26 protein-coding genes are annotated in these 15,473 nt (G+C 34.8%); 13 read left to right on the plus strand and 13 right to left on the minus strand.

Going from position 1 to position 15,473, the window contains the following annotated elements; translation table 11 throughout:
* From CDOMC_RS06240 to CDOMC_RS06255, 4 genes are read left to right on the plus strand one after another with little or no spacing between them, the layout of a single operon-like run.
* Positions 1-525, plus strand: coding sequence for a hypothetical protein (locus tag CDOMC_RS06240; protein WP_172128802.1), 525 nt, complete (start codon positions 1-3; stop codon positions 523-525).
* Positions 518-982, plus strand: coding sequence for a single-stranded DNA-binding protein (gene ssb, locus CDOMC_RS06245; protein WP_172128803.1), 465 nt, complete (start codon positions 518-520; stop codon positions 980-982). Before CDOMC_RS06240 ends, ssb begins: the two co-directional genes overlap by 8 nt.
* A gap of 9 nt (positions 983-991) precedes the next feature.
* A complete protein-coding gene (locus CDOMC_RS06250) occupies positions 992-1,195 on the plus strand; it encodes a hypothetical protein (protein ID WP_172128804.1) in 204 nt (67 codons plus the stop codon).
* Positions 1,195-1,338 (plus strand): ribbon-helix-helix protein, CopG family, encoded by a 144-nt coding sequence (locus CDOMC_RS06255; RefSeq protein WP_172128805.1) that lies wholly within the window; start codon positions 1,195-1,197, stop codon positions 1,336-1,338. The genes CDOMC_RS06250 and CDOMC_RS06255 overlap by 1 nt, the downstream gene beginning before the upstream one ends.
* Here CDOMC_RS06255 and CDOMC_RS06260 read toward each other — a convergent pair.
* Positions 1,328-1,606, minus strand: coding sequence for a hypothetical protein (locus tag CDOMC_RS06260; RefSeq protein WP_172128806.1), 279 nt, complete (start codon positions 1,604-1,606; stop codon positions 1,328-1,330). The genes CDOMC_RS06255 and CDOMC_RS06260 overlap by 11 nt on opposite strands.
* A gap of 148 nt (positions 1,607-1,754) precedes the next feature.
* Here CDOMC_RS06260 and CDOMC_RS06265 point away from each other — a divergent pair, with 148 nt between their 5' ends.
* The 8 genes from CDOMC_RS06265 (at position 1,755) to CDOMC_RS06300 (ending at position 4,976) form a co-directional block, all read left to right on the plus strand.
* On the plus strand, positions 1,755-1,958 hold the full coding sequence (locus CDOMC_RS06265) for a hypothetical protein (RefSeq protein WP_172128807.1): 204 nt from the start codon (positions 1,755-1,757) through the stop codon (positions 1,956-1,958).
* Entirely contained in the window at positions 1,959-2,639 is a 681-nt protein-coding gene (locus tag CDOMC_RS06270; protein WP_172128808.1) for an antA/AntB antirepressor family protein, read from the plus strand.
* Between the two features lie 109 nt (positions 2,640-2,748).
* Positions 2,749-3,291 (plus strand): hypothetical protein, encoded by a 543-nt coding sequence (locus tag CDOMC_RS06275; RefSeq protein WP_172128809.1) that lies wholly within the window; start codon positions 2,749-2,751, stop codon positions 3,289-3,291.
* Complete coding sequence (locus tag CDOMC_RS06280; RefSeq protein WP_172128810.1) at positions 3,291-3,731, plus strand: hypothetical protein; 441 nt, start codon at positions 3,291-3,293, stop codon at positions 3,729-3,731. Before CDOMC_RS06275 ends, CDOMC_RS06280 begins: the two co-directional genes overlap by 1 nt.
* A 9-nt stretch (positions 3,732-3,740) precedes the next feature.
* On the plus strand, positions 3,741-4,109 hold the full coding sequence (locus CDOMC_RS06285; protein ID WP_172128811.1) for a YopX family protein: 369 nt from the start codon (positions 3,741-3,743) through the stop codon (positions 4,107-4,109).
* Positions 4,106-4,462 (plus strand): hypothetical protein, encoded by a 357-nt coding sequence (locus tag CDOMC_RS06290; protein ID WP_172128812.1) that lies wholly within the window; start codon positions 4,106-4,108, stop codon positions 4,460-4,462. The genes CDOMC_RS06285 and CDOMC_RS06290 overlap by 4 nt, the downstream gene beginning before the upstream one ends.
* Entirely contained in the window at positions 4,459-4,779 is a 321-nt protein-coding gene (locus CDOMC_RS06295; RefSeq protein WP_172128813.1) for a hypothetical protein, read from the plus strand. The genes CDOMC_RS06290 and CDOMC_RS06295 overlap by 4 nt, the downstream gene beginning before the upstream one ends.
* Positions 4,776-4,976: a hypothetical protein gene (locus CDOMC_RS06300; RefSeq protein ID WP_172128814.1), complete on the plus strand. Its 201-nt coding sequence runs from the start codon at positions 4,776-4,778 to the stop codon at positions 4,974-4,976. Before CDOMC_RS06295 ends, CDOMC_RS06300 begins: the two co-directional genes overlap by 4 nt.
* Here the strand turns inward: CDOMC_RS06300 and CDOMC_RS06305 are convergent.
* From CDOMC_RS06305 to CDOMC_RS06345, 9 genes are all read right to left on the minus strand, one after another.
* Positions 4,973-6,232, minus strand: a complete 1,260-nt coding sequence (locus CDOMC_RS06305; protein WP_172128815.1) for a tyrosine-type recombinase/integrase — start codon at positions 6,230-6,232, stop codon at positions 4,973-4,975. The genes CDOMC_RS06300 and CDOMC_RS06305 overlap by 4 nt on opposite strands.
* A 222-nt stretch (positions 6,233-6,454) precedes the next feature.
* Positions 6,455-6,805: a nitrous oxide-stimulated promoter family protein gene (locus tag CDOMC_RS06310; protein ID WP_172128816.1), complete on the minus strand. Its 351-nt coding sequence runs from the start codon at positions 6,803-6,805 to the stop codon at positions 6,455-6,457.
* A 68-nt stretch (positions 6,806-6,873) separates the two neighbouring features.
* The gene (gene kdsB / locus CDOMC_RS06315; protein ID WP_172128817.1) at positions 6,874-7,584 is read right to left on the minus strand and encodes a 3-deoxy-manno-octulosonate cytidylyltransferase; all 711 of its coding nucleotides are present in this window, start codon (positions 7,582-7,584) and stop codon (positions 6,874-6,876) included.
* Positions 7,581-9,047, minus strand: coding sequence for a threonine synthase (gene thrC, locus CDOMC_RS06320; RefSeq protein WP_172128818.1), 1,467 nt, complete (start codon positions 9,045-9,047; stop codon positions 7,581-7,583). The genes kdsB and thrC overlap by 4 nt, the downstream gene beginning before the upstream one ends.
* Positions 9,044-9,355, minus strand: coding sequence for a divalent cation tolerance protein CutA (gene cutA, locus CDOMC_RS06325; protein ID WP_172128819.1), 312 nt, complete (start codon positions 9,353-9,355; stop codon positions 9,044-9,046). The genes thrC and cutA overlap by 4 nt, the downstream gene beginning before the upstream one ends.
* A complete protein-coding gene (gene argB, locus CDOMC_RS06330) occupies positions 9,352-10,194 on the minus strand; it encodes an acetylglutamate kinase (protein WP_172128820.1) in 843 nt (280 codons plus the stop codon). The genes cutA and argB overlap by 4 nt, the downstream gene beginning before the upstream one ends.
* Positions 10,195-10,231: 37 nt before the next feature.
* Positions 10,232-11,143, minus strand: a complete 912-nt coding sequence (locus CDOMC_RS06335; protein ID WP_172128821.1) for a tetraacyldisaccharide 4'-kinase — start codon at positions 11,141-11,143, stop codon at positions 10,232-10,234.
* Positions 11,136-12,269: a DegT/DnrJ/EryC1/StrS family aminotransferase gene (locus CDOMC_RS06340; protein ID WP_172128822.1), complete on the minus strand. Its 1,134-nt coding sequence runs from the start codon at positions 12,267-12,269 to the stop codon at positions 11,136-11,138. The genes CDOMC_RS06335 and CDOMC_RS06340 overlap by 8 nt, the downstream gene beginning before the upstream one ends.
* A 10-nt stretch (positions 12,270-12,279) precedes the next feature.
* Positions 12,280-13,044: an NAD+ synthase gene (locus CDOMC_RS06345; protein WP_172128823.1), complete on the minus strand. Its 765-nt coding sequence runs from the start codon at positions 13,042-13,044 to the stop codon at positions 12,280-12,282.
* A 175-nt stretch (positions 13,045-13,219) separates the two neighbouring features.
* On the opposite strand from CDOMC_RS06345, the gene CDOMC_RS06350 reads away from it, so the two are divergent.
* Positions 13,220-13,792, plus strand: coding sequence for an MBL fold metallo-hydrolase (locus tag CDOMC_RS06350; RefSeq protein ID WP_442861605.1), 573 nt, complete (start codon positions 13,220-13,222; stop codon positions 13,790-13,792).
* Positions 13,793-13,837: 45 nt separating this feature from the next.
* Here CDOMC_RS06350 and CDOMC_RS06355 read toward each other — a convergent pair whose 3' ends face one another.
* From CDOMC_RS06355 to CDOMC_RS06365, 3 genes are read right to left on the minus strand one after another with little or no spacing between them, the layout of a single operon-like run.
* A complete protein-coding gene (locus tag CDOMC_RS06355; protein ID WP_172128825.1) occupies positions 13,838-14,371 on the minus strand; it encodes a PaaI family thioesterase in 534 nt (177 codons plus the stop codon).
* Between the two features lie 8 nt (positions 14,372-14,379).
* A complete protein-coding gene (gene cmoB, locus CDOMC_RS06360) occupies positions 14,380-15,276 on the minus strand; it encodes a tRNA 5-methoxyuridine(34)/uridine 5-oxyacetic acid(34) synthase CmoB (RefSeq protein ID WP_172128826.1) in 897 nt (298 codons plus the stop codon).
* Positions 15,277-15,447, minus strand: a complete 171-nt coding sequence (locus CDOMC_RS06365; RefSeq protein ID WP_172128827.1) for a hypothetical protein — start codon at positions 15,445-15,447, stop codon at positions 15,277-15,279. It abuts the gene before it with no gap.
* Between the last annotated feature and the right edge of the window lie 26 nt (positions 15,448-15,473).

Below are 15,473 nucleotides of genomic sequence, written 5' to 3' on the forward strand. Positions count from 1 at the left end.
ATGAAAAAATCCATTGCACAAATAGCGGAAGAATTTAGCCTGCCTGTAGATTGTGTTTTATATCACGCAAAATGGGCATTAAGGGCACAAAATATAACAAAAAAGAGTTTTTTGAACGAGAATGAATACACAGATATAAAAAACGAACTGCTTGGTGCCGGTAAAAGGCGAAAAGAATTATATTTTTTGATAGAAAAAGCACTAGAAACTAGAGTATTTGCAAACGGCAAATACGGCAAAAAAGGAACACTTACTGAACATCGAGAAAACATCTTGGCATTAAGGTATGGCTACAAATGCAAACCTCACCCTTTTAAAGACATAGCGCAGATGTATGGGCGGAGTGCCCAGCGTGTTGTGCAAGTAGACCATAGCACGATCACTATGCTAAAACACCCAAAAATAAAAAGAGAATTACAGGAACAATTTGACTTTAAATCATATGTACCAAAACTAAACTTTGGACCAGAGAGCATTGCATTAATAAATTTTTACAATAAACATAAGGAGGAAAGCGATGTTTAACAAAATAATTCTAGTTGGGAATTTGGTTCGCGACATTGAGTTAAGATACACTACAAGCGGATCAGCGATAGGCTCTTCCGCTATTGCCGTAACTCGCAAATATACGCTAAATGGCGAGAAGCGAGAGGAAACGTGCTTTATTGATATAACGTTTTTTGGTAAATCTGCCGAGATAGCTAATCAATACCTAAGCAAAGGCTCAAAGCTGCTAATTGAGGGTAGATTAAGACAAGAGCAATGGACCGATAATAACGGTCAAAATAGAAGCAAACACTCCGTATCAGTTGAAAATATGGAAATGCTAGGCAGCCCACAACAGCAAGGAAACAGCAATCAAGGCTACAGCGGAGGGTATGGAAATCAAAATTTTCATAATGCCTCGAAAGAGGTTTATCAAGATAAAATCGCTGATATTGACGTAGACAAATACGATAGCGATGAAACGATACCATTTTAAGGGCTACAAATGAAACGAACCGAATACCTATACGGCATATCGCTTGATGAAATACCAAACGCTGACGAGCATTTTAAGGCAAAGATCAAAGCTGGCGAAAAGCTGGTTAGAGAGTTGCTTGAAGCGCCTTATCCAGAGCGTGATTTTACAAGGATAGACGACGTTTTAAAAGCGATTGAGTTTAATAGAAAGATGTTAAATAAGGAGATATGATGAAAGATAAAAAGACAAACATAATCAGTCTAAGGCTAGATGACGAATTGCTAGAAAAATTAAAGGCGGATGCAGGCAGAGAGTATAGACCTCTGGCTATGCACATAAGAAAGATTTTAATGGATTATTTGGCTAAAAAGTGATCTCTTGATTATATGGGTGTCCCGGATAATTTTTATCTCCATGACTACTACTAGACGGCATCAAATCATGTTGTGCTTCATAAGCTCGGATAAAATCCTCAACAAGCTTGCGAATTTGTAGTGCCATTGGGCGATATTCTAAATCACAAATATAAGCAAGTTTTTCTTTTGTAAAAGGGTCAAGTCTTATAGAAATTATCTCTGTTTTATTAGCGGTTGTGTCTTGCTCTTGCTCGCTATTCTTTTTTGTATCACCAGGAATGCCCACATAATATCCTTTTGTATTTTTGTAGAAGTATATCAAAAACAAAAAAAGTTTAGAAGCATACAAAAGAATACTTGACAATACATAAATAAAATAGTAATATTTCACTATGTATTTCAATAGAATACAAATAAATACAAAAGGACACACTATGAGTGCTACACCTGACACCCAACAAAAGTTTCTTCAGTATTTGGAGCTTTATAAAATAGAGCCTACAAACAGCGATGAAGAGGTTAGTTTTAAAGTGCTTGATTGCGCTTACGATTTGTTTTGCGCTTTGGACGCATTTGCGAAAAATCATAATGCTATGAAAGCTAAAATTTTAAATATCTTAAACCCGAAAGGAGAATAAATGACGGAATTAATCCCGATTTTACAAACAGAGTTTAATGGTGCTGAAATTAATTCAGTTAATGCTAGAGATTTACATAAAGCTTTGGAAAGCAAACAAGATTTTTCAACATGGATAAAAAGGCGACTTGATGAGACGGATGCCGTTGAAAACGTGGATTATATGGTTTTCCACAAAAAAATGGAAAACCCAGACGGCGGTCGTCCTCAAATAGAATACATCTTAACTATTGACATCGGCAAAGAAATCGCTATGCTAGAGCGAAACGAAATCGGCAAAAAGGTGAGGCGATATTTTATCGAGGTTCAAAAAGCTCATCAACAAAAGACTATCCCTCTAACCCAAGCTGAAATTTTAGCTCAGAGTGCGGCACTATTAGTTGAACACGAAAAGCGAACGATAGCGTTAGAGAATAAGACCGAAGAGATACGAAAAGAGCAATTAAAAGCTAAGCACAATATTAATCGCCTTTTGAATAACGAAAATTATATGACACTTATTGCTTTTATGAATTTAAATGGTATTTCGCAAAAAGGCTATCATATCCCAAGCTTGGGCAAGAAAGCCAAAAAGTTGAGCGATGAACAAGGAGCTTTTATGGGCGCGGTAATAGACCCTCGCTATGGAAGAATAAACACTTACAGCACGGAAATTTTAAAGCAGATATTTAATGTAGCCTAATCCGCCAGAAAAAGGCTACAAAAAACAAGACTTTAATTATACACAACACAACTTAAATTATGCAGTGTCTTTTGGCACTGCCCTACTTTTTAAAACACAAGGACAAAAAATGACAACTAGAGAAATGATAGAAGTAATGGAAGCCTTTGAGAGAGGCGAGGAGATACAATATGCGCGCAAAGGAAGTGAAGACTGGTTTGTGCTTCACACTGGTATGTGGCATTGGGATGATTACGACTACAGGATTAAGCCAAAACGCAAAAAAAGACATCCAGAGGGGGTTAGTTTTGTATACCGACGTGAAGCAGGCATATCTAATCCAAAAATACTAGTTATTACATCTGTCGAAACACCTGTTATAAAGGCAAATAAAAAACCATACGAACAAGATGAGGCAATATACATACTTACAGGCATAAAAACTACTGATAAAAACGCTGTTGTAATAATGGATGAAGACAACTTGGAAAAAGAATTAATAAGAGTAGATGATTGCCTTTGGTATTGGGAATATCAAACCATAGACGGCGATTGGCGCAAGCTAGATTACAGATACGCAACAGAACAGGCGCAGGCAGTGATGACTTTATCACAACAAAAAACCCTAGCGCCACTTTACGCTTTAGGCTTTAGATTACCAAAGGAACAATAATGACATCAACACAACGTATAGTAGAATGGAATAGAGAAAGAGGACTGCTAGAGCAAGGCTACAATTCAGAGAGAGAAAGTGCTTTTATTTTAGAGGAGCTTTATGAACTCTTAGGGTTTAAGGGCGACGTTAAAGGTTATGCTAGGCGTATGGCAACAAATTGGCTTATAGCAGATAGCTTTCACTGGAGAGCAGGCAGTATTTACAAGAATATAAGAAAACAAAAGCCTACCGACCAAGACATTTTAGACGGTCTTGCTGATCTGATTGTCTTTGCTACGGGCGCAATGGCTAAGAAGCTTCACGAAATGGGGTCGCTACTAACTCCTGATGACATATTAAATCGGGTTATGGATGCGAACGACTTAAAAGGCAGCAAGGTTGATGAAAAAGGAAAAATCATTAAATCTGATGATTCCGAGCAGCCAAAATTAGTATAAGGATTGGCGATGAGAGAGATTAAATTTAGAGCTATTAGAAAAACTGATAATAAGATTTTTGAGGTTATGTCTTTAGATATTGTAGAAGAAGAGATTATGTCGTGGGATGAGGAAGAAAGTAATATTCTTTACATTCCCTTTGACAAAATAGAGCTTATGCAATACACCGGCTTAAAAGACAAAAACGGAGTTGAAATTTACGAGGGTGACATCGTGATAGGAGGAATGCGCGGCACTGCGGGCAAAGTATTGTTCGACGAGCGAGTAGGAGCTTATGTCATCGAGTTTGACTTTGGCGTATATCATTTATGCGACTGTGTTACTGAAGTCATCGGTAATATCTATGAAAACCCTGAATTATTGGAGGAATTAAAATGAATTGGATAATTTTTATGCTTATACTCTCTGATTTGTCGGCAAAGGCTGAAATAATTGGAATGGTTGGAGCTATTTTGACAATAGCTGGAGGGCTGCTCCATGTAATGTGCTCTGAAATACCTCTTAATGAAAAGCAAGTCGCCTATGTCCCGATGCTTGAGAAAGCATCAATAGTTGGAATATTTTTGGTAACTTTAGCGGTTCTTATCCCGCGACCTAACACTATTTACGCGATTGTTGGGGTAGAAGCCGCCGATATTGGTATAGAAAAACTACAAAATTCGGAAATATTTACTAAGTCATTAGAGCTTTTAAACCTAAAGCTCGACAAAGCACTAAAAGGCGAGCGATGAAACGATACCCGAGAGGTTTAAGCTATGGCGAGCAAACAACTTTATATAAAGATAGTATGGTTTTAAAAGGCGGGCAATGGAAAACCGACTACCCTCGCCCCAAAGAAAGCGCAAGACTGCCTAAGCGCAAAGCCGTAGTCCGCACCAATTCTAAACTAGGGCTTATTTGGGGTAGTGAGAATTTAACCCTTGAGGAATTTATCGAGCAAGCGAAAATACAAGCTAAAACAGCAAAAGGGCTATGTGAGAACATAATTAACTCCGTATCTCTTACGGAAGCTAAAGAATATGCCGAGCAGTTAAAGGAGGTGTTATGAATGATAGAAATTTAACCGAAAAAGAAGCTTTAGAGTTTTTAGGATTTAGCCCTAAGAGCAATATTCTAGCAAAAATGAGAATGAAAAAGAATGCTGGCAAATGGGAATTTACACCGCGCTACATCACAATTAATGGGCGCATAAGATACCCACTGGCATGGCTAAAGGAAGACACAGAAAAACTACAAGGGGCTTAACACTCCTTGTAGGCTTCTATTTTTTCAAGCTCATCTAAATAATCCGCCCACCACTGCAACAATCTCAAATGTTCAGCTGTATTGAAATCTCTAAAATATGCCCTATCTACATCGCTACCTTTTGTATGTAGCGTAACTTCATCAATTATTCTTTTTTCAAATTTACCACAACTTACTCCATTTTTTATTTCAGATGCCCTTATTGCAAATGTTGATAATATACTTCTAAAGCCGTGAGCATGCAAGTCGTTTATACCCAAGTTTTTAATATTTTTCATTAATGTATTAGACGAAATTTGCCAGCCACTCTTTTTGCTAAATGTATTAGATTGGAAGACAAGATCGCTTTTTGGCTCACAAATGCTCCTTTGGGTTTTTAAAATTTCGATTGCCTGCTTTGGTAAAGGTATTCTTACGTTGTCTAATCCTGTTTTATTATCATCTTCTCCAAAAAACAAAAATCCATTTTTTAAATCTACCCTGCTCCATTCAAGCTCTCTAAATTGGTGCGGTCGCTGCCCCATAATTAGACTTAGAAAAAATAAATTTTTTATCATTGGCTTTATTTGTGATTTTTTGACCTCTTGCATGATTTGCCTTAGGCGTTCTTTGTCATTAGGGGCTTTCCTATGACACGTCTTAGCTCTTGGATAGAGCGCATCCATATCGTCTATAATTTCAAGAATAAAACTATACTCTTTAATATACCCTTGAGCCCTTGAATACTTCAGTAAGTCTCTAAAAATAGGTATTACTTTTGAAGCGGTTGGGTAGTTCATCCGCTCTTTTTGCGTAGTCTGTTTTATAATATCCTGTTTGGTAAGCTCAGAAATAGGCTTATCGCCAAAGGGTCGCAATATCCATTTAGTAGTTTTGTTGAGCATTTTTCTACGTCGCTCAATGTATTTTTTGTAATTTTTATCCTCCTCTTTAAGCGGAGGCATTTTAATATCTAGCCATTTAAAAAATATCTCGCTTATCTTGTGTTGTGATTTAGGCGCATCCAGCTCCCCTTTTAATTCTTGCTTATAAAGCTCTATGGCTTTTTCTCTTGCTTCAGCCAAAGTTGTATGAGAGTAAATATCGATTGTTATATATCCAGAGTTGTTTTTTCTAAATTTAAATGTTTTGGCGCCGCTTGGATAACAAAACAAATAAAGCTTGCAAGAACTATCCACCGAATGCGCCGTGAACTTACCATTCCCGTTGTAGCTTAATTTTTTAACTTGAGTTGCAGTTAAATTATTGATTTTCATAGTAATACTCCTAAAAGTAGCACAATAAGTAGCACAATAAAATTATCAATAATTATACATAGTTGTAAATTAACATAAACTAATATTTTGTTAAAGTAACGTATTTATGGCTTTTTAGAAAAGTAGTATAAATAAAAATAAACAGCCGTAAATTATGCTTTGGTTTCTCTCGGGGTAACCAAGATTTCAAAAACACATTTAGGCAGTAAAAATATTTTCAAATCAAAATTTTAGTAAATTTTTTATTTTAATCAATCCCAATTTAATTCCGCTATACCGCATGATTTTAGCCATCTGCTTCCATCTATCCCTCTCGTAACACGGATGTGGGCATTTTCTACAGCTTGGCTTGATCTCGTGCGAACACTCAAGCAGTCTTTGATGAGTGTATCTAAAGAGCTCTTCGCACTCCTTGCAAAGCGTTGTGCTAACCATGAAATTTAAATTTTCGCCCTTATAAAACAGGTCTATACCTATCTCTTTTTTAGCTTCGTCTAAGTGTTTATCATTGCAGTGAGTCTTTAAAAATTTAGCCAAGGTGCTCACCTGCTCTATAAATTTTTCATTTGTCATTAACGATCCTTTTGAAAAATTTAGCAAATTTCATAATAAAAATCGTTAATTCAGATCAACACCAAAGGCTATTTGCAAAATTTATCCAAGGCCCTTTTTAAATCATCCTCGCAGTCAATACCTATACTTTCGCTCTCGATCTCAAGCATGGCTATCTTTTTACCATTTTCAAGGGCTCTTAGCTGCTCAAGCTTTTCTACAATCTCCAAAAATGAAGTTTCAAATAAGCAAAACTCATCAAGAGCCTTAACACTATATCCATAAATTCCAAGATGAGCTTTATATGTTTTGCACTCCGAGCGGTTAAACGGTATTCTTGAGCGAGAAAAATACAGCGCAAAGCAGTCTTTATCGGTTACAACTTTAACCAAATTTTTATCATCCGCATTTTCATCGTTTACCGTCTTGTAGCACGAAAACATAAAAGCTTTTTGGCTATTTTCTTGGCAAAATTTCTTAAATTTAGCGATATTTTCAGGCTCTATAAAAGGCTCGTCAGCTTGAACGTTTATGATGATTTCATCTTCACTAAGCTTTAAAATTTTAACCGCCTCGTTTATGCGGTCTGTTCCGCTTTGATGATCTTTGCTTGTCATAACCGCCTTAAACCCATAATCTTTTGCTATCTTTAACACACTTTCATCATCTACTGCGATTACTACCTCATCAATATTTTGAACTCTTTTTGCCGTGGCCACAAACATCGGTACGCCACCGATATCACATAAAATTTTATTATGAAATCTAGTAGAAGCAAGGCGGGCAGGTATCACTATCATTTTCTTATCCAGTCTAAAATTTTACTCTCTATTTCGTCTTGATTTACAATGTCATTATGGGTAGATTTACTTACAAATAACGATTTTATAGAGTCTGGAACGAGATCCTTAAATTCATTTGCTAGGATTTCAAGCCCCTCTTTTTCATCATCTAGTTCTTTATTTTTGCAAGCTTTAAACATACTTGGTGCAAATTTAACCCAATGAGCAGTCGAAGTTATCACTGTCGGTCTGGTTAAATTCAAACTCATCTTGAAACAAGTCGCCGTGTGAGGATCTATAATGATTCCTTTTTGAGTCTGCTCTTTTATAAATTTTTCACACGTCTCATCACTGCAAAAATCAGCTTCAAAATCCTCTTTCAAAGCGCTTAATTCACTATCTTTTAGCTCATAAAATCCGTTTTGAGCTAAATTTTGCATAAGCTCTTTTGTTCTAACTGCTCCAAATTTATCAAAAAGCAAGCGCTCAACGTTTGAGGAGATCAAAATATCCATAGCAGGGCTTATTGTCTTAATGAGACTTTTGCCTCGAAGATCATAAACACCACCAGTAAAAAACTCTGTTAAGATATTATTAGCGTTTGAGACTATCTTAATTTTATCAATTTTAGCACCCATCTTTTTAGCATAGTAAGCTCCTAGTGCATTACCAAAATTTCCACTTGGAACGATAATATCAAAGCTGTCGCTATCCTTAAGCGCATTAGTTTTTAAAAGATACACATAAGCGTAAATGTGGTAGATAATCTGAAATAAAATTCTTCCAAAATTTACTGAATTTGCAGCACTTAAAGAGATATTTGATTTTTTAAGCTCGTTTTTGAAATTTTGACTTGCAAGAAGCGTTTTTAGAGCTCTTTGAGCGTCATCAAAATTACCGTTTATGCCTATTACTTTTAGATTTTTTGCAGCCGAATTTACCATCTGAAGTCTTTGAACTTCACTGGTTCCATCTTTTGGATACAGACAAACCACTTTAATATTATCCATATCACTAAAAGTTTCAAGCGTTGCAGGACCGGTATCTCCACTCGTAGCACACATTATCAGATAGTTTTCACTTCTACTCTTAGCCAGCTCGCTTAAAATAAGACCAAAAGGCTGAAGAGCCATATCCTTAAAAGCGCGTGTAGGTCCATGATAAAGCTCGTTTATATATAAATTTTCTCCGATTTTTTTAACCTCAACAGGCTCATTCGCCTTATCAAATTTTTGATATCTCTTTACAGCTCTTTCAAACACACAAATATCAAGGTCAAAACCAAATTTTTTAATAATCTCAAGGGCTATTTGCTCATAACTAAGCTCACAAGCTTGACTAAAAAATTTTTGATCCAGTTTAGGTAGCTCAATAGGCGCATAAAGTCCGCCATAAGCCGAGCTTGGATTTAATAAAGCATCGCTAAAATCGACTGAATTTAAATTTTCGTTATTATTTGCTCTAGTTTGATATAGTTTCATCTCTTTCCTCTCGTTGATTTTTCTATCCAAATTTTATATTTTTTGAATGCATTGTCAGCATCAAACGCTACAATTTCAGGAAATTCATAGTTATGATTAGCTTTTATAAATTTAGCTATTTTTTTAAATTTAACAGCAGTTTTTATTAGCAGGATTCTTTCTTTTTCATCACAAATTTTACTGTTCCAAAAATATATGCTATTTGCCTTAAATAGACTCACACAGGCCGCAATTTTAGGCTTTATTAGTTTTTTAACGAGCTTTTTTGCACTCTTTTTATCACTTGTTGAAGTTAGAACAAATTTCATCTTATCATCGTTCCTATGCCTTCATCTGTAAATAGCTCTAAAAGTATCGAGTGAGGAAGCCTTCCATCAATTATGTGGGCATTTTTAACTCCGCTTTTTACGCATTCTAGCGCAGCATCGACCTTTGGTATCATACCTCCACTTATGACGCCTGAACTTTTTAACTCATTTATGCTATTTTCACTGAGCTTGCTTATAAGATTTTTGTCTGAATCTAAAATTCCTTTGGTGTCGGTTAAAAACATGATTTTTTCTGCTTTTAGCTTAGAAGCAACTGCACTTGCGCAAAGATCGGCGTTTATATTGTAACTATTCGCGTTATCGTCAGTCGCAATAGGTGCTATCACGGGGATAAAATTATCACTTAAAAGCTTAGTTATTACATCTTCTTTGACATCAGTTATATCTCCGACAAAGCCATATTTGCCATCATCAAGCTTTTTAGCCTTTAGCATGCTGGCATCTTTGCCACTTATGCCGATAGCCTTTGCCCCGTGCTTATTCAAAAGTGCCGTGATCTCTTTGTTTATAAGCCCACTTAAAACCATTTCAACGACTTCCATGGCATCTTCATCAGTTACTCTAAGCCCATCAACAAATTCGCTTTTTATCTCAAGCTTATCAAGGATAGAGTTTATTTTTTTGCCACCACCATGCACTATAACGACCTTTATACCAACAAGACTTAACAATACAACATCTCTTGCGAAGTCGTTTTTTAAATTTTCATCTATCTGAGCTGCGCCACCATATTTAATGACAAAAATTTTATCTCTAAATTTTTGTATATAAGGAAGTGCGGATACGATTATCTCGGCTGTTTTAATACTTTTTTGCATAAACATCCTTTTTTAGATGGATTATAGCAAAACTTGCTTATAAGCAAGTTTTTATAATATCTTTTAGCTCTTTAGAGAGGGTGACTTTGAGATTAATGACTGATAAAGGAAGATTAAAGTCCTCAATTTTAACGAGATCTTTTTTGGTCACAAGAAGAGAGTTTGCATTATAATTATTTAAAATTTTCTCAAGTTCTATCTTGCTAAAACTATGGTGATCAGGGAAAAATTCATGCCCTACGCAATGATTTAAAAATGGCTTAAGCCTCATAGGATTTGCTATAGCAGTAACCAAAACCATTCTTTCTGTAGAGTTTAAAATTTCACTTTGACGGATAAAATCTCTGCCTTCAATAGCGATAAAATCAGCAAATTTATAAAAGCTTGGAGGATATCTATAGGCTCCGCTTGGAATAGTAAATTTAAAAAAAGGCTCAATCTTAGGACGTAGCAAAATATCAAATTTTTTAATATAAAATTTAGAAAATCCATCATCAAGCAGTATGTATCTTGCGCCCATTTGTTTGGCTAGTTTTATAGCCTCATCACGATTTTCACTTACTATTACATTTGCATTTTGAACACTTTTTGAATACTCCATAGCCTCATCGCCACTTGTTTTTACATCTGTTAAAATTTCACCGTTTATGCAAATTTTAACAAGTCCTTTTGAAGATCGTTTATATCCGCGCAAAATTATAAATCCGCCTTCAAATTCATTGGCAATAGCTATACCAAGAGGTGTTTTGCCACTTCCTCCGAGAGTTAAATTTCCTACACTAATAATAGGAATATCAAAATTTATTTTTGACGATAGCTTAAATTTTAGAAAGATAATTAAAAAATATAGACAACTAATCGGCAAAAGTAGTATCGATAAAATCTTTTGAACTAAATTTGGACGATAAAAATACCGCTCTGCAAAGCTATACAGATACCGTTTAAACACGGTGTTTAGCTATCTCTCTTATAGTCTCGCAAACCCTATAAACCTCTTCATCCTTTAATGCATTATAAATAGGCAGAGAGAGTATCTGCTGATAAGATTTCAAGGCGTTTGGATAAGCGTTGACTTTAAGTCCGTATTTATTTTTGTAATAACTCAAAAGATGTATAGGTACATAGTGTAGTGCGGTATGAATGCCATTTTCTAGCATCTCTTTAGCGAAACTGTCGCGATTTTTATCAACCTTTATTATATATTGTACATATACATGATCTCGCTTTTTAATAGGTGTCTTGATGTGAGGGCAGTCGGCCAATTCTTTATCGTATATTGCGGCTATTTCTTGGCGTCTTTTTATAAATTTATCGTTTTTTTCAAGTTGAGCCATAGAATATGCGGCACAAAGCCCCGTTAAATCATATTTTACGCCGATATCCACAACATCATATATATATCCTAAGTTTCCATCCTTGTCTATACCGTTTACTATAGCATGGTTTCTAAGAAGTCTGGCGCGGCTAGCTATATCGTCATCGTTTGTTAATAAAAATCCAGCAGTTCCTATAGGATTTGATAATCTAGAATAAACGCAAAAGCAAGATATTGTAGATTTTTCTATAGAGCCTATTTTTTGATCATTATACTTTAACCCTGCCCCCTTCCCTACATCATCAAAAACTTTCACATCATACTCTTCGGCAATCTTATATATCTCATCCATATCAGACGCTTGACCCGCCACATGGTTTACAAAGATTCCTTTTAGTTTTTTATGGTTATGGACTTTTAATACCTCTCTTAAAGAATTTGGATTTATATTAAAATCATCTTCGTTAATATCTACAAATATAGGTTCGGCATCAAAATGTCTAACAGCCTGAGCGACACTTGGTATGGAGTTTACAGAGCATATTACTTTATCGCCCCTTTTTAAATCTATAGAACACAGAGCAAGGTGATGAGCGGCGGCTGAGTTGTTTGTAGCAATAGCATGTTTAATATTAAAATAGTTTTTTATCTTATCTTCAAGTTTTTTAACTATAGAAACACCACTATCTCTTAATGCTTCTTTAATAGCTTCTATTTCATGTTCATCTATTGACGGCTTATAAAAAGTAATCTCCTCCATATATAACTCCTTAGTTAATATTCAAGTCCGCAATTGGCGGCATTTTAAGTTTAAATTCGTTTGCTCTCATTCTAGAAAATACAGTATCAACTAGCTGTTCATCAAAAATTTTACGCAAATCTTCCTTATTTTTATTTAAACATATCTCTTTTAATACCATATCAATCTGATTATAACTATACCCTATGTCAGCTTCGTCGCTTTGATTTTCCCAAAGATCAGCAGAAGGAGCTTTATTTATTATACTATCATCTATATTTAAAAATTTAGCCAATTCAAAAATTTCAGTCTTAAAAAGCTCACCAATAGGATTAAGAGCATATGCCATATCTCCATATATCGTCCCATATCCAAGCATTCGCTCACTTTTATTACTGGTACCTATTACTAGCGCATTAATACTAGCGGAATAATCATAAAGGAGGCACATCCTAACTCTTGCTGCTAAATTTCCGATTCTCATCTTTGACAAATCATCTGAAATTTGATTTTTGAAGCTCTGAAGTATCGGTTCTATATCTATTATTTTATATCTTACATCAAGCTTTTTACAAAGTTTTAAAGCGTCATCTAGATTTTTTTTATTTGAAAATTTAGTTGGCATGATAAGAGCATAAGTATTGATTGGTTTTGATAATGCACAAATAGTTAATACAGCAGCCGAGTCAAGCCCTCCGCTGACACCTACCAAAAAGTTACTTGCTCCACTTATTTTTAAATAATTATTTAAAAAGTCTTGTAATTTAAGAATAATTCTGCTATAATCCGCGACCATTTTTATTTTTTAAACACTTTAACTTTAATTTTTCAATTAACATTATACTAAATTTTGAAGAAAAATTTCTTTTAAGGTTAAAAATTATAAAATATGGGTCATAATTTTTCTTAAAGAGAACTATATGAAAATAATATGTAACACTTGTGGTAAATATCAAACAAACTGCTATATAGTGTCAAAAAACGGAATTGACCTTATTATAGACCCTGGTGAATCAGCATATGAATTTGTTATTAAAAATGCAGCTAACCCTGTTGCGATTCTTAACACTCACGGCCATTTTGATCATATTTTTTCAAATTTTGGCTTAAAAAAATTTTTTAATATTGATGTTTTCATTCACAAAGAAGATAAATTTATGTTAGAAAATGACGTTTTTAGGTATGGATACAAAACTGTAGATGATGCCGTAGGTATAGGTGGAGCAAAATTTGAAGATGTGCATTTTAAATTAGGGGACTTTGATGTTACTTTTTTACACTTTCCAGGACACACCCCGGGAACTTGTATGATAAAAGTAGATGATGTGATCTTTAGTGGCGATTTTTTATTTATGGATTCAATAGGAAGATATGATTTTCCTTTTTCAGAAAAACATAGTATGAAGTTAAGTCTTGAAAGATGTATGAAAATAGATGGAGATTTTATATTATACCCTGGCCATGGTGAGAAAACTACTCTAAAAAACGAACAAAAGAATATGGGCTATTGGATTGATATGATTGATGGGGTATTGGTTGGCTAAATTATAAACCAAGCAAAAAATTAATATTTATATAAAATATCAATATTAATTTTTCATGCCAGATTCTTTGGCTCTCTCTTCGGCACGTCTTACTGCAGCTTGCTTTTGTACATTTTCTTTGTAAATTTTTAATATATGATCCTCCAAAACAACAACTTGAAAAGTTCCTTCAAAAACCTTTATATCTTTAGTTTTTCCAACTACTCTAACTTCTCTTTTTTTACTCTCTCCAAAGTGCGCATGCGCCTCAAATTCGATCATCTCATTAATCATAGTAGGTGCATAAAAGTGAATTTTAGCCCCTATTATTACACTGTGTGTCTCATTTATAGATGCAAGGGCGGCATAGCTAGCAGCAGAAAAAACAAATCCTCCATGTATAAGCCCCTGTGCATCACACACCATCTCGCTAGTTGCGAAAAAATTGGTCTTAGCGTGATTTGGCCCAAGAGCCACTACAGTGCCACTAAAATTTAAATTAATATGCGGAGAGGTTTTGAGTTCATTGCGAAACGGATTTTCATCCTCCGGTAAAATTACACTCTCTTGCACACTATCATCAAAAATATTATCGCTCATATAATCCCTCAAATTTTTAGTTTCAAATAGACACGCCTTGGCGCAGGATAGCCCTCCACGGTTAATTGTGGATTGTTTGGATCAAGAAAATTTTCAAGACTTTGCCCTAGTATCCACTCTGTTTTTCTCTGCTCATTAAAGTCAGTCTCTTTAGTGGCTAAAATTTCAATATCCTTAAATTTTGCACGCTCGCACCAGTTTATGAGCGCACTAATCGTAGGAACGAAATATATATTTGAAATTTTAGAATATGTCTGCTTTGGAGTAAGCGCAAAATCTCCATCCATATCTAAATACATCGTATCTAAAAACAACTCTCCGCCATAATTTAGAGACACTTTAAGATCTTTTAGCATCTTAACAGGATCGCTTCTATGATAAATTACACCAAGACAAAACAAAGTATCAAATTTATGCTCATAATACGGCAAATGCTCAACTCCAAGCAATTCATAAAATATATTAGAACGCACAAAGTGATTAATAAATTTAAACTGCAAAAATGTCATGATACCAGGATCAAAGCCCACTAGCTTTTTAGCTCCGAAAGGCAACATTTTAAATAGATAATACCCATTATTACAGCCTATATCGCCAACAACTTTACCCTCTAAATTAAGATGCGGTTTTAATATATTAAACTTAATAAAGCTTCTCCACTCTGCATCGATAAATGTCTCGTCTATTCTAAAAGGCCCTTTGCGCCAAGAGCGTAAATTTAAGGCTGTTTGCAGAGTTTTTTCTTGTTCTTCACGGTTTAAATTCGTATCTATTTCAACAGTATCTGTAAATTTTACAATGCTTTCACAAGGCGCAATATCTGAAATTTCTTTTAAAAGCGGTGCATAAATTTTGCCTTCAAGCTCCTTAAATTTGGCAACTCTAACGCTTTGTAAATCTACCATTTATTTAGACCAGTCAATTATATTTTTCGGACAATCTTTACGGTAAGTGCCGGTAGCATCATAATACTCTTTGCAGTCATTATAATAATTAGTAGATATTCCACGCTCATTGACAAAAAGACATCCACCAAATAAAAACATCATTATTATCAAAAGTAAAATTTGTTTCATAGTCCTGATTTTATCATATTTTCAGA

This window comes from Campylobacter sp. RM16192 (genome assembly GCF_004803855.2).
Taxonomy (GTDB): Bacteria; Campylobacterota; Campylobacteria; order Campylobacterales; family Campylobacteraceae; genus Campylobacter_A.

Excerpts from the sequence above, each read along its gene's own strand:
- CDOMC_RS06240 (WP_172128802.1), top strand. The coding sequence starts at position 1 with ATGAAAAAATCCATTGCACAAATAGCGGAAGAATTTAGCCTGCCTGTA.
- ssb (WP_172128803.1), top strand. The coding sequence starts at position 518 with ATGTTTAACAAAATAATTCTAGTTGGGAATTTGGTTCGCGACATTGAG.
- CDOMC_RS06250 (WP_172128804.1), top strand. The coding sequence starts at position 992 with ATGAAACGAACCGAATACCTATACGGCATATCGCTTGATGAAATACCA.
- CDOMC_RS06255 (WP_172128805.1), top strand. The coding sequence starts at position 1,195 with ATGAAAGATAAAAAGACAAACATAATCAGTCTAAGGCTAGATGACGAA.
- CDOMC_RS06265 (WP_172128807.1), top strand. The coding sequence starts at position 1,755 with ATGAGTGCTACACCTGACACCCAACAAAAGTTTCTTCAGTATTTGGAG.
- CDOMC_RS06270 (WP_172128808.1), top strand. The coding sequence starts at position 1,959 with ATGACGGAATTAATCCCGATTTTACAAACAGAGTTTAATGGTGCTGAA.
- CDOMC_RS06275 (WP_172128809.1), top strand. The coding sequence starts at position 2,749 with ATGACAACTAGAGAAATGATAGAAGTAATGGAAGCCTTTGAGAGAGGC.
- CDOMC_RS06280 (WP_172128810.1), top strand. The coding sequence starts at position 3,291 with ATGACATCAACACAACGTATAGTAGAATGGAATAGAGAAAGAGGACTG.
- CDOMC_RS06285 (WP_172128811.1), top strand. The coding sequence starts at position 3,741 with ATGAGAGAGATTAAATTTAGAGCTATTAGAAAAACTGATAATAAGATT.
- CDOMC_RS06290 (WP_172128812.1), top strand. The coding sequence starts at position 4,106 with ATGAATTGGATAATTTTTATGCTTATACTCTCTGATTTGTCGGCAAAG.
- CDOMC_RS06295 (WP_172128813.1), top strand. The coding sequence starts at position 4,459 with ATGAAACGATACCCGAGAGGTTTAAGCTATGGCGAGCAAACAACTTTA.
- CDOMC_RS06300 (WP_172128814.1), top strand. The coding sequence starts at position 4,776 with ATGAATGATAGAAATTTAACCGAAAAAGAAGCTTTAGAGTTTTTAGGA.
- CDOMC_RS06305 (WP_172128815.1), bottom strand. The coding sequence starts at position 6,232 with ATGAAAATCAATAATTTAACTGCAACTCAAGTTAAAAAATTAAGCTAC.
- CDOMC_RS06310 (WP_172128816.1), bottom strand. The coding sequence starts at position 6,805 with ATGACAAATGAAAAATTTATAGAGCAGGTGAGCACCTTGGCTAAATTT.
- kdsB (WP_172128817.1), bottom strand. The coding sequence starts at position 7,584 with ATGATAGTGATACCTGCCCGCCTTGCTTCTACTAGATTTCATAATAAA.
- thrC (WP_172128818.1), bottom strand. The coding sequence starts at position 9,047 with ATGAAACTATATCAAACTAGAGCAAATAATAACGAAAATTTAAATTCA.
- cutA (WP_172128819.1), bottom strand. The coding sequence starts at position 9,355 with ATGAAATTTGTTCTAACTTCAACAAGTGATAAAAAGAGTGCAAAAAAG.
- argB (WP_172128820.1), bottom strand. The coding sequence starts at position 10,194 with ATGCAAAAAAGTATTAAAACAGCCGAGATAATCGTATCCGCACTTCCT.
- CDOMC_RS06340 (WP_172128822.1), bottom strand. The coding sequence starts at position 12,269 with ATGGAGGAGATTACTTTTTATAAGCCGTCAATAGATGAACATGAAATA.
- CDOMC_RS06345 (WP_172128823.1), bottom strand. The coding sequence starts at position 13,044 with ATGGTCGCGGATTATAGCAGAATTATTCTTAAATTACAAGACTTTTTA.
- CDOMC_RS06355 (WP_172128825.1), bottom strand. The coding sequence starts at position 14,371 with ATGAGCGATAATATTTTTGATGATAGTGTGCAAGAGAGTGTAATTTTA.
- cmoB (WP_172128826.1), bottom strand. The coding sequence starts at position 15,276 with ATGGTAGATTTACAAAGCGTTAGAGTTGCCAAATTTAAGGAGCTTGAA.
- CDOMC_RS06365 (WP_172128827.1), bottom strand. The coding sequence starts at position 15,447 with ATGAAACAAATTTTACTTTTGATAATAATGATGTTTTTATTTGGTGGA.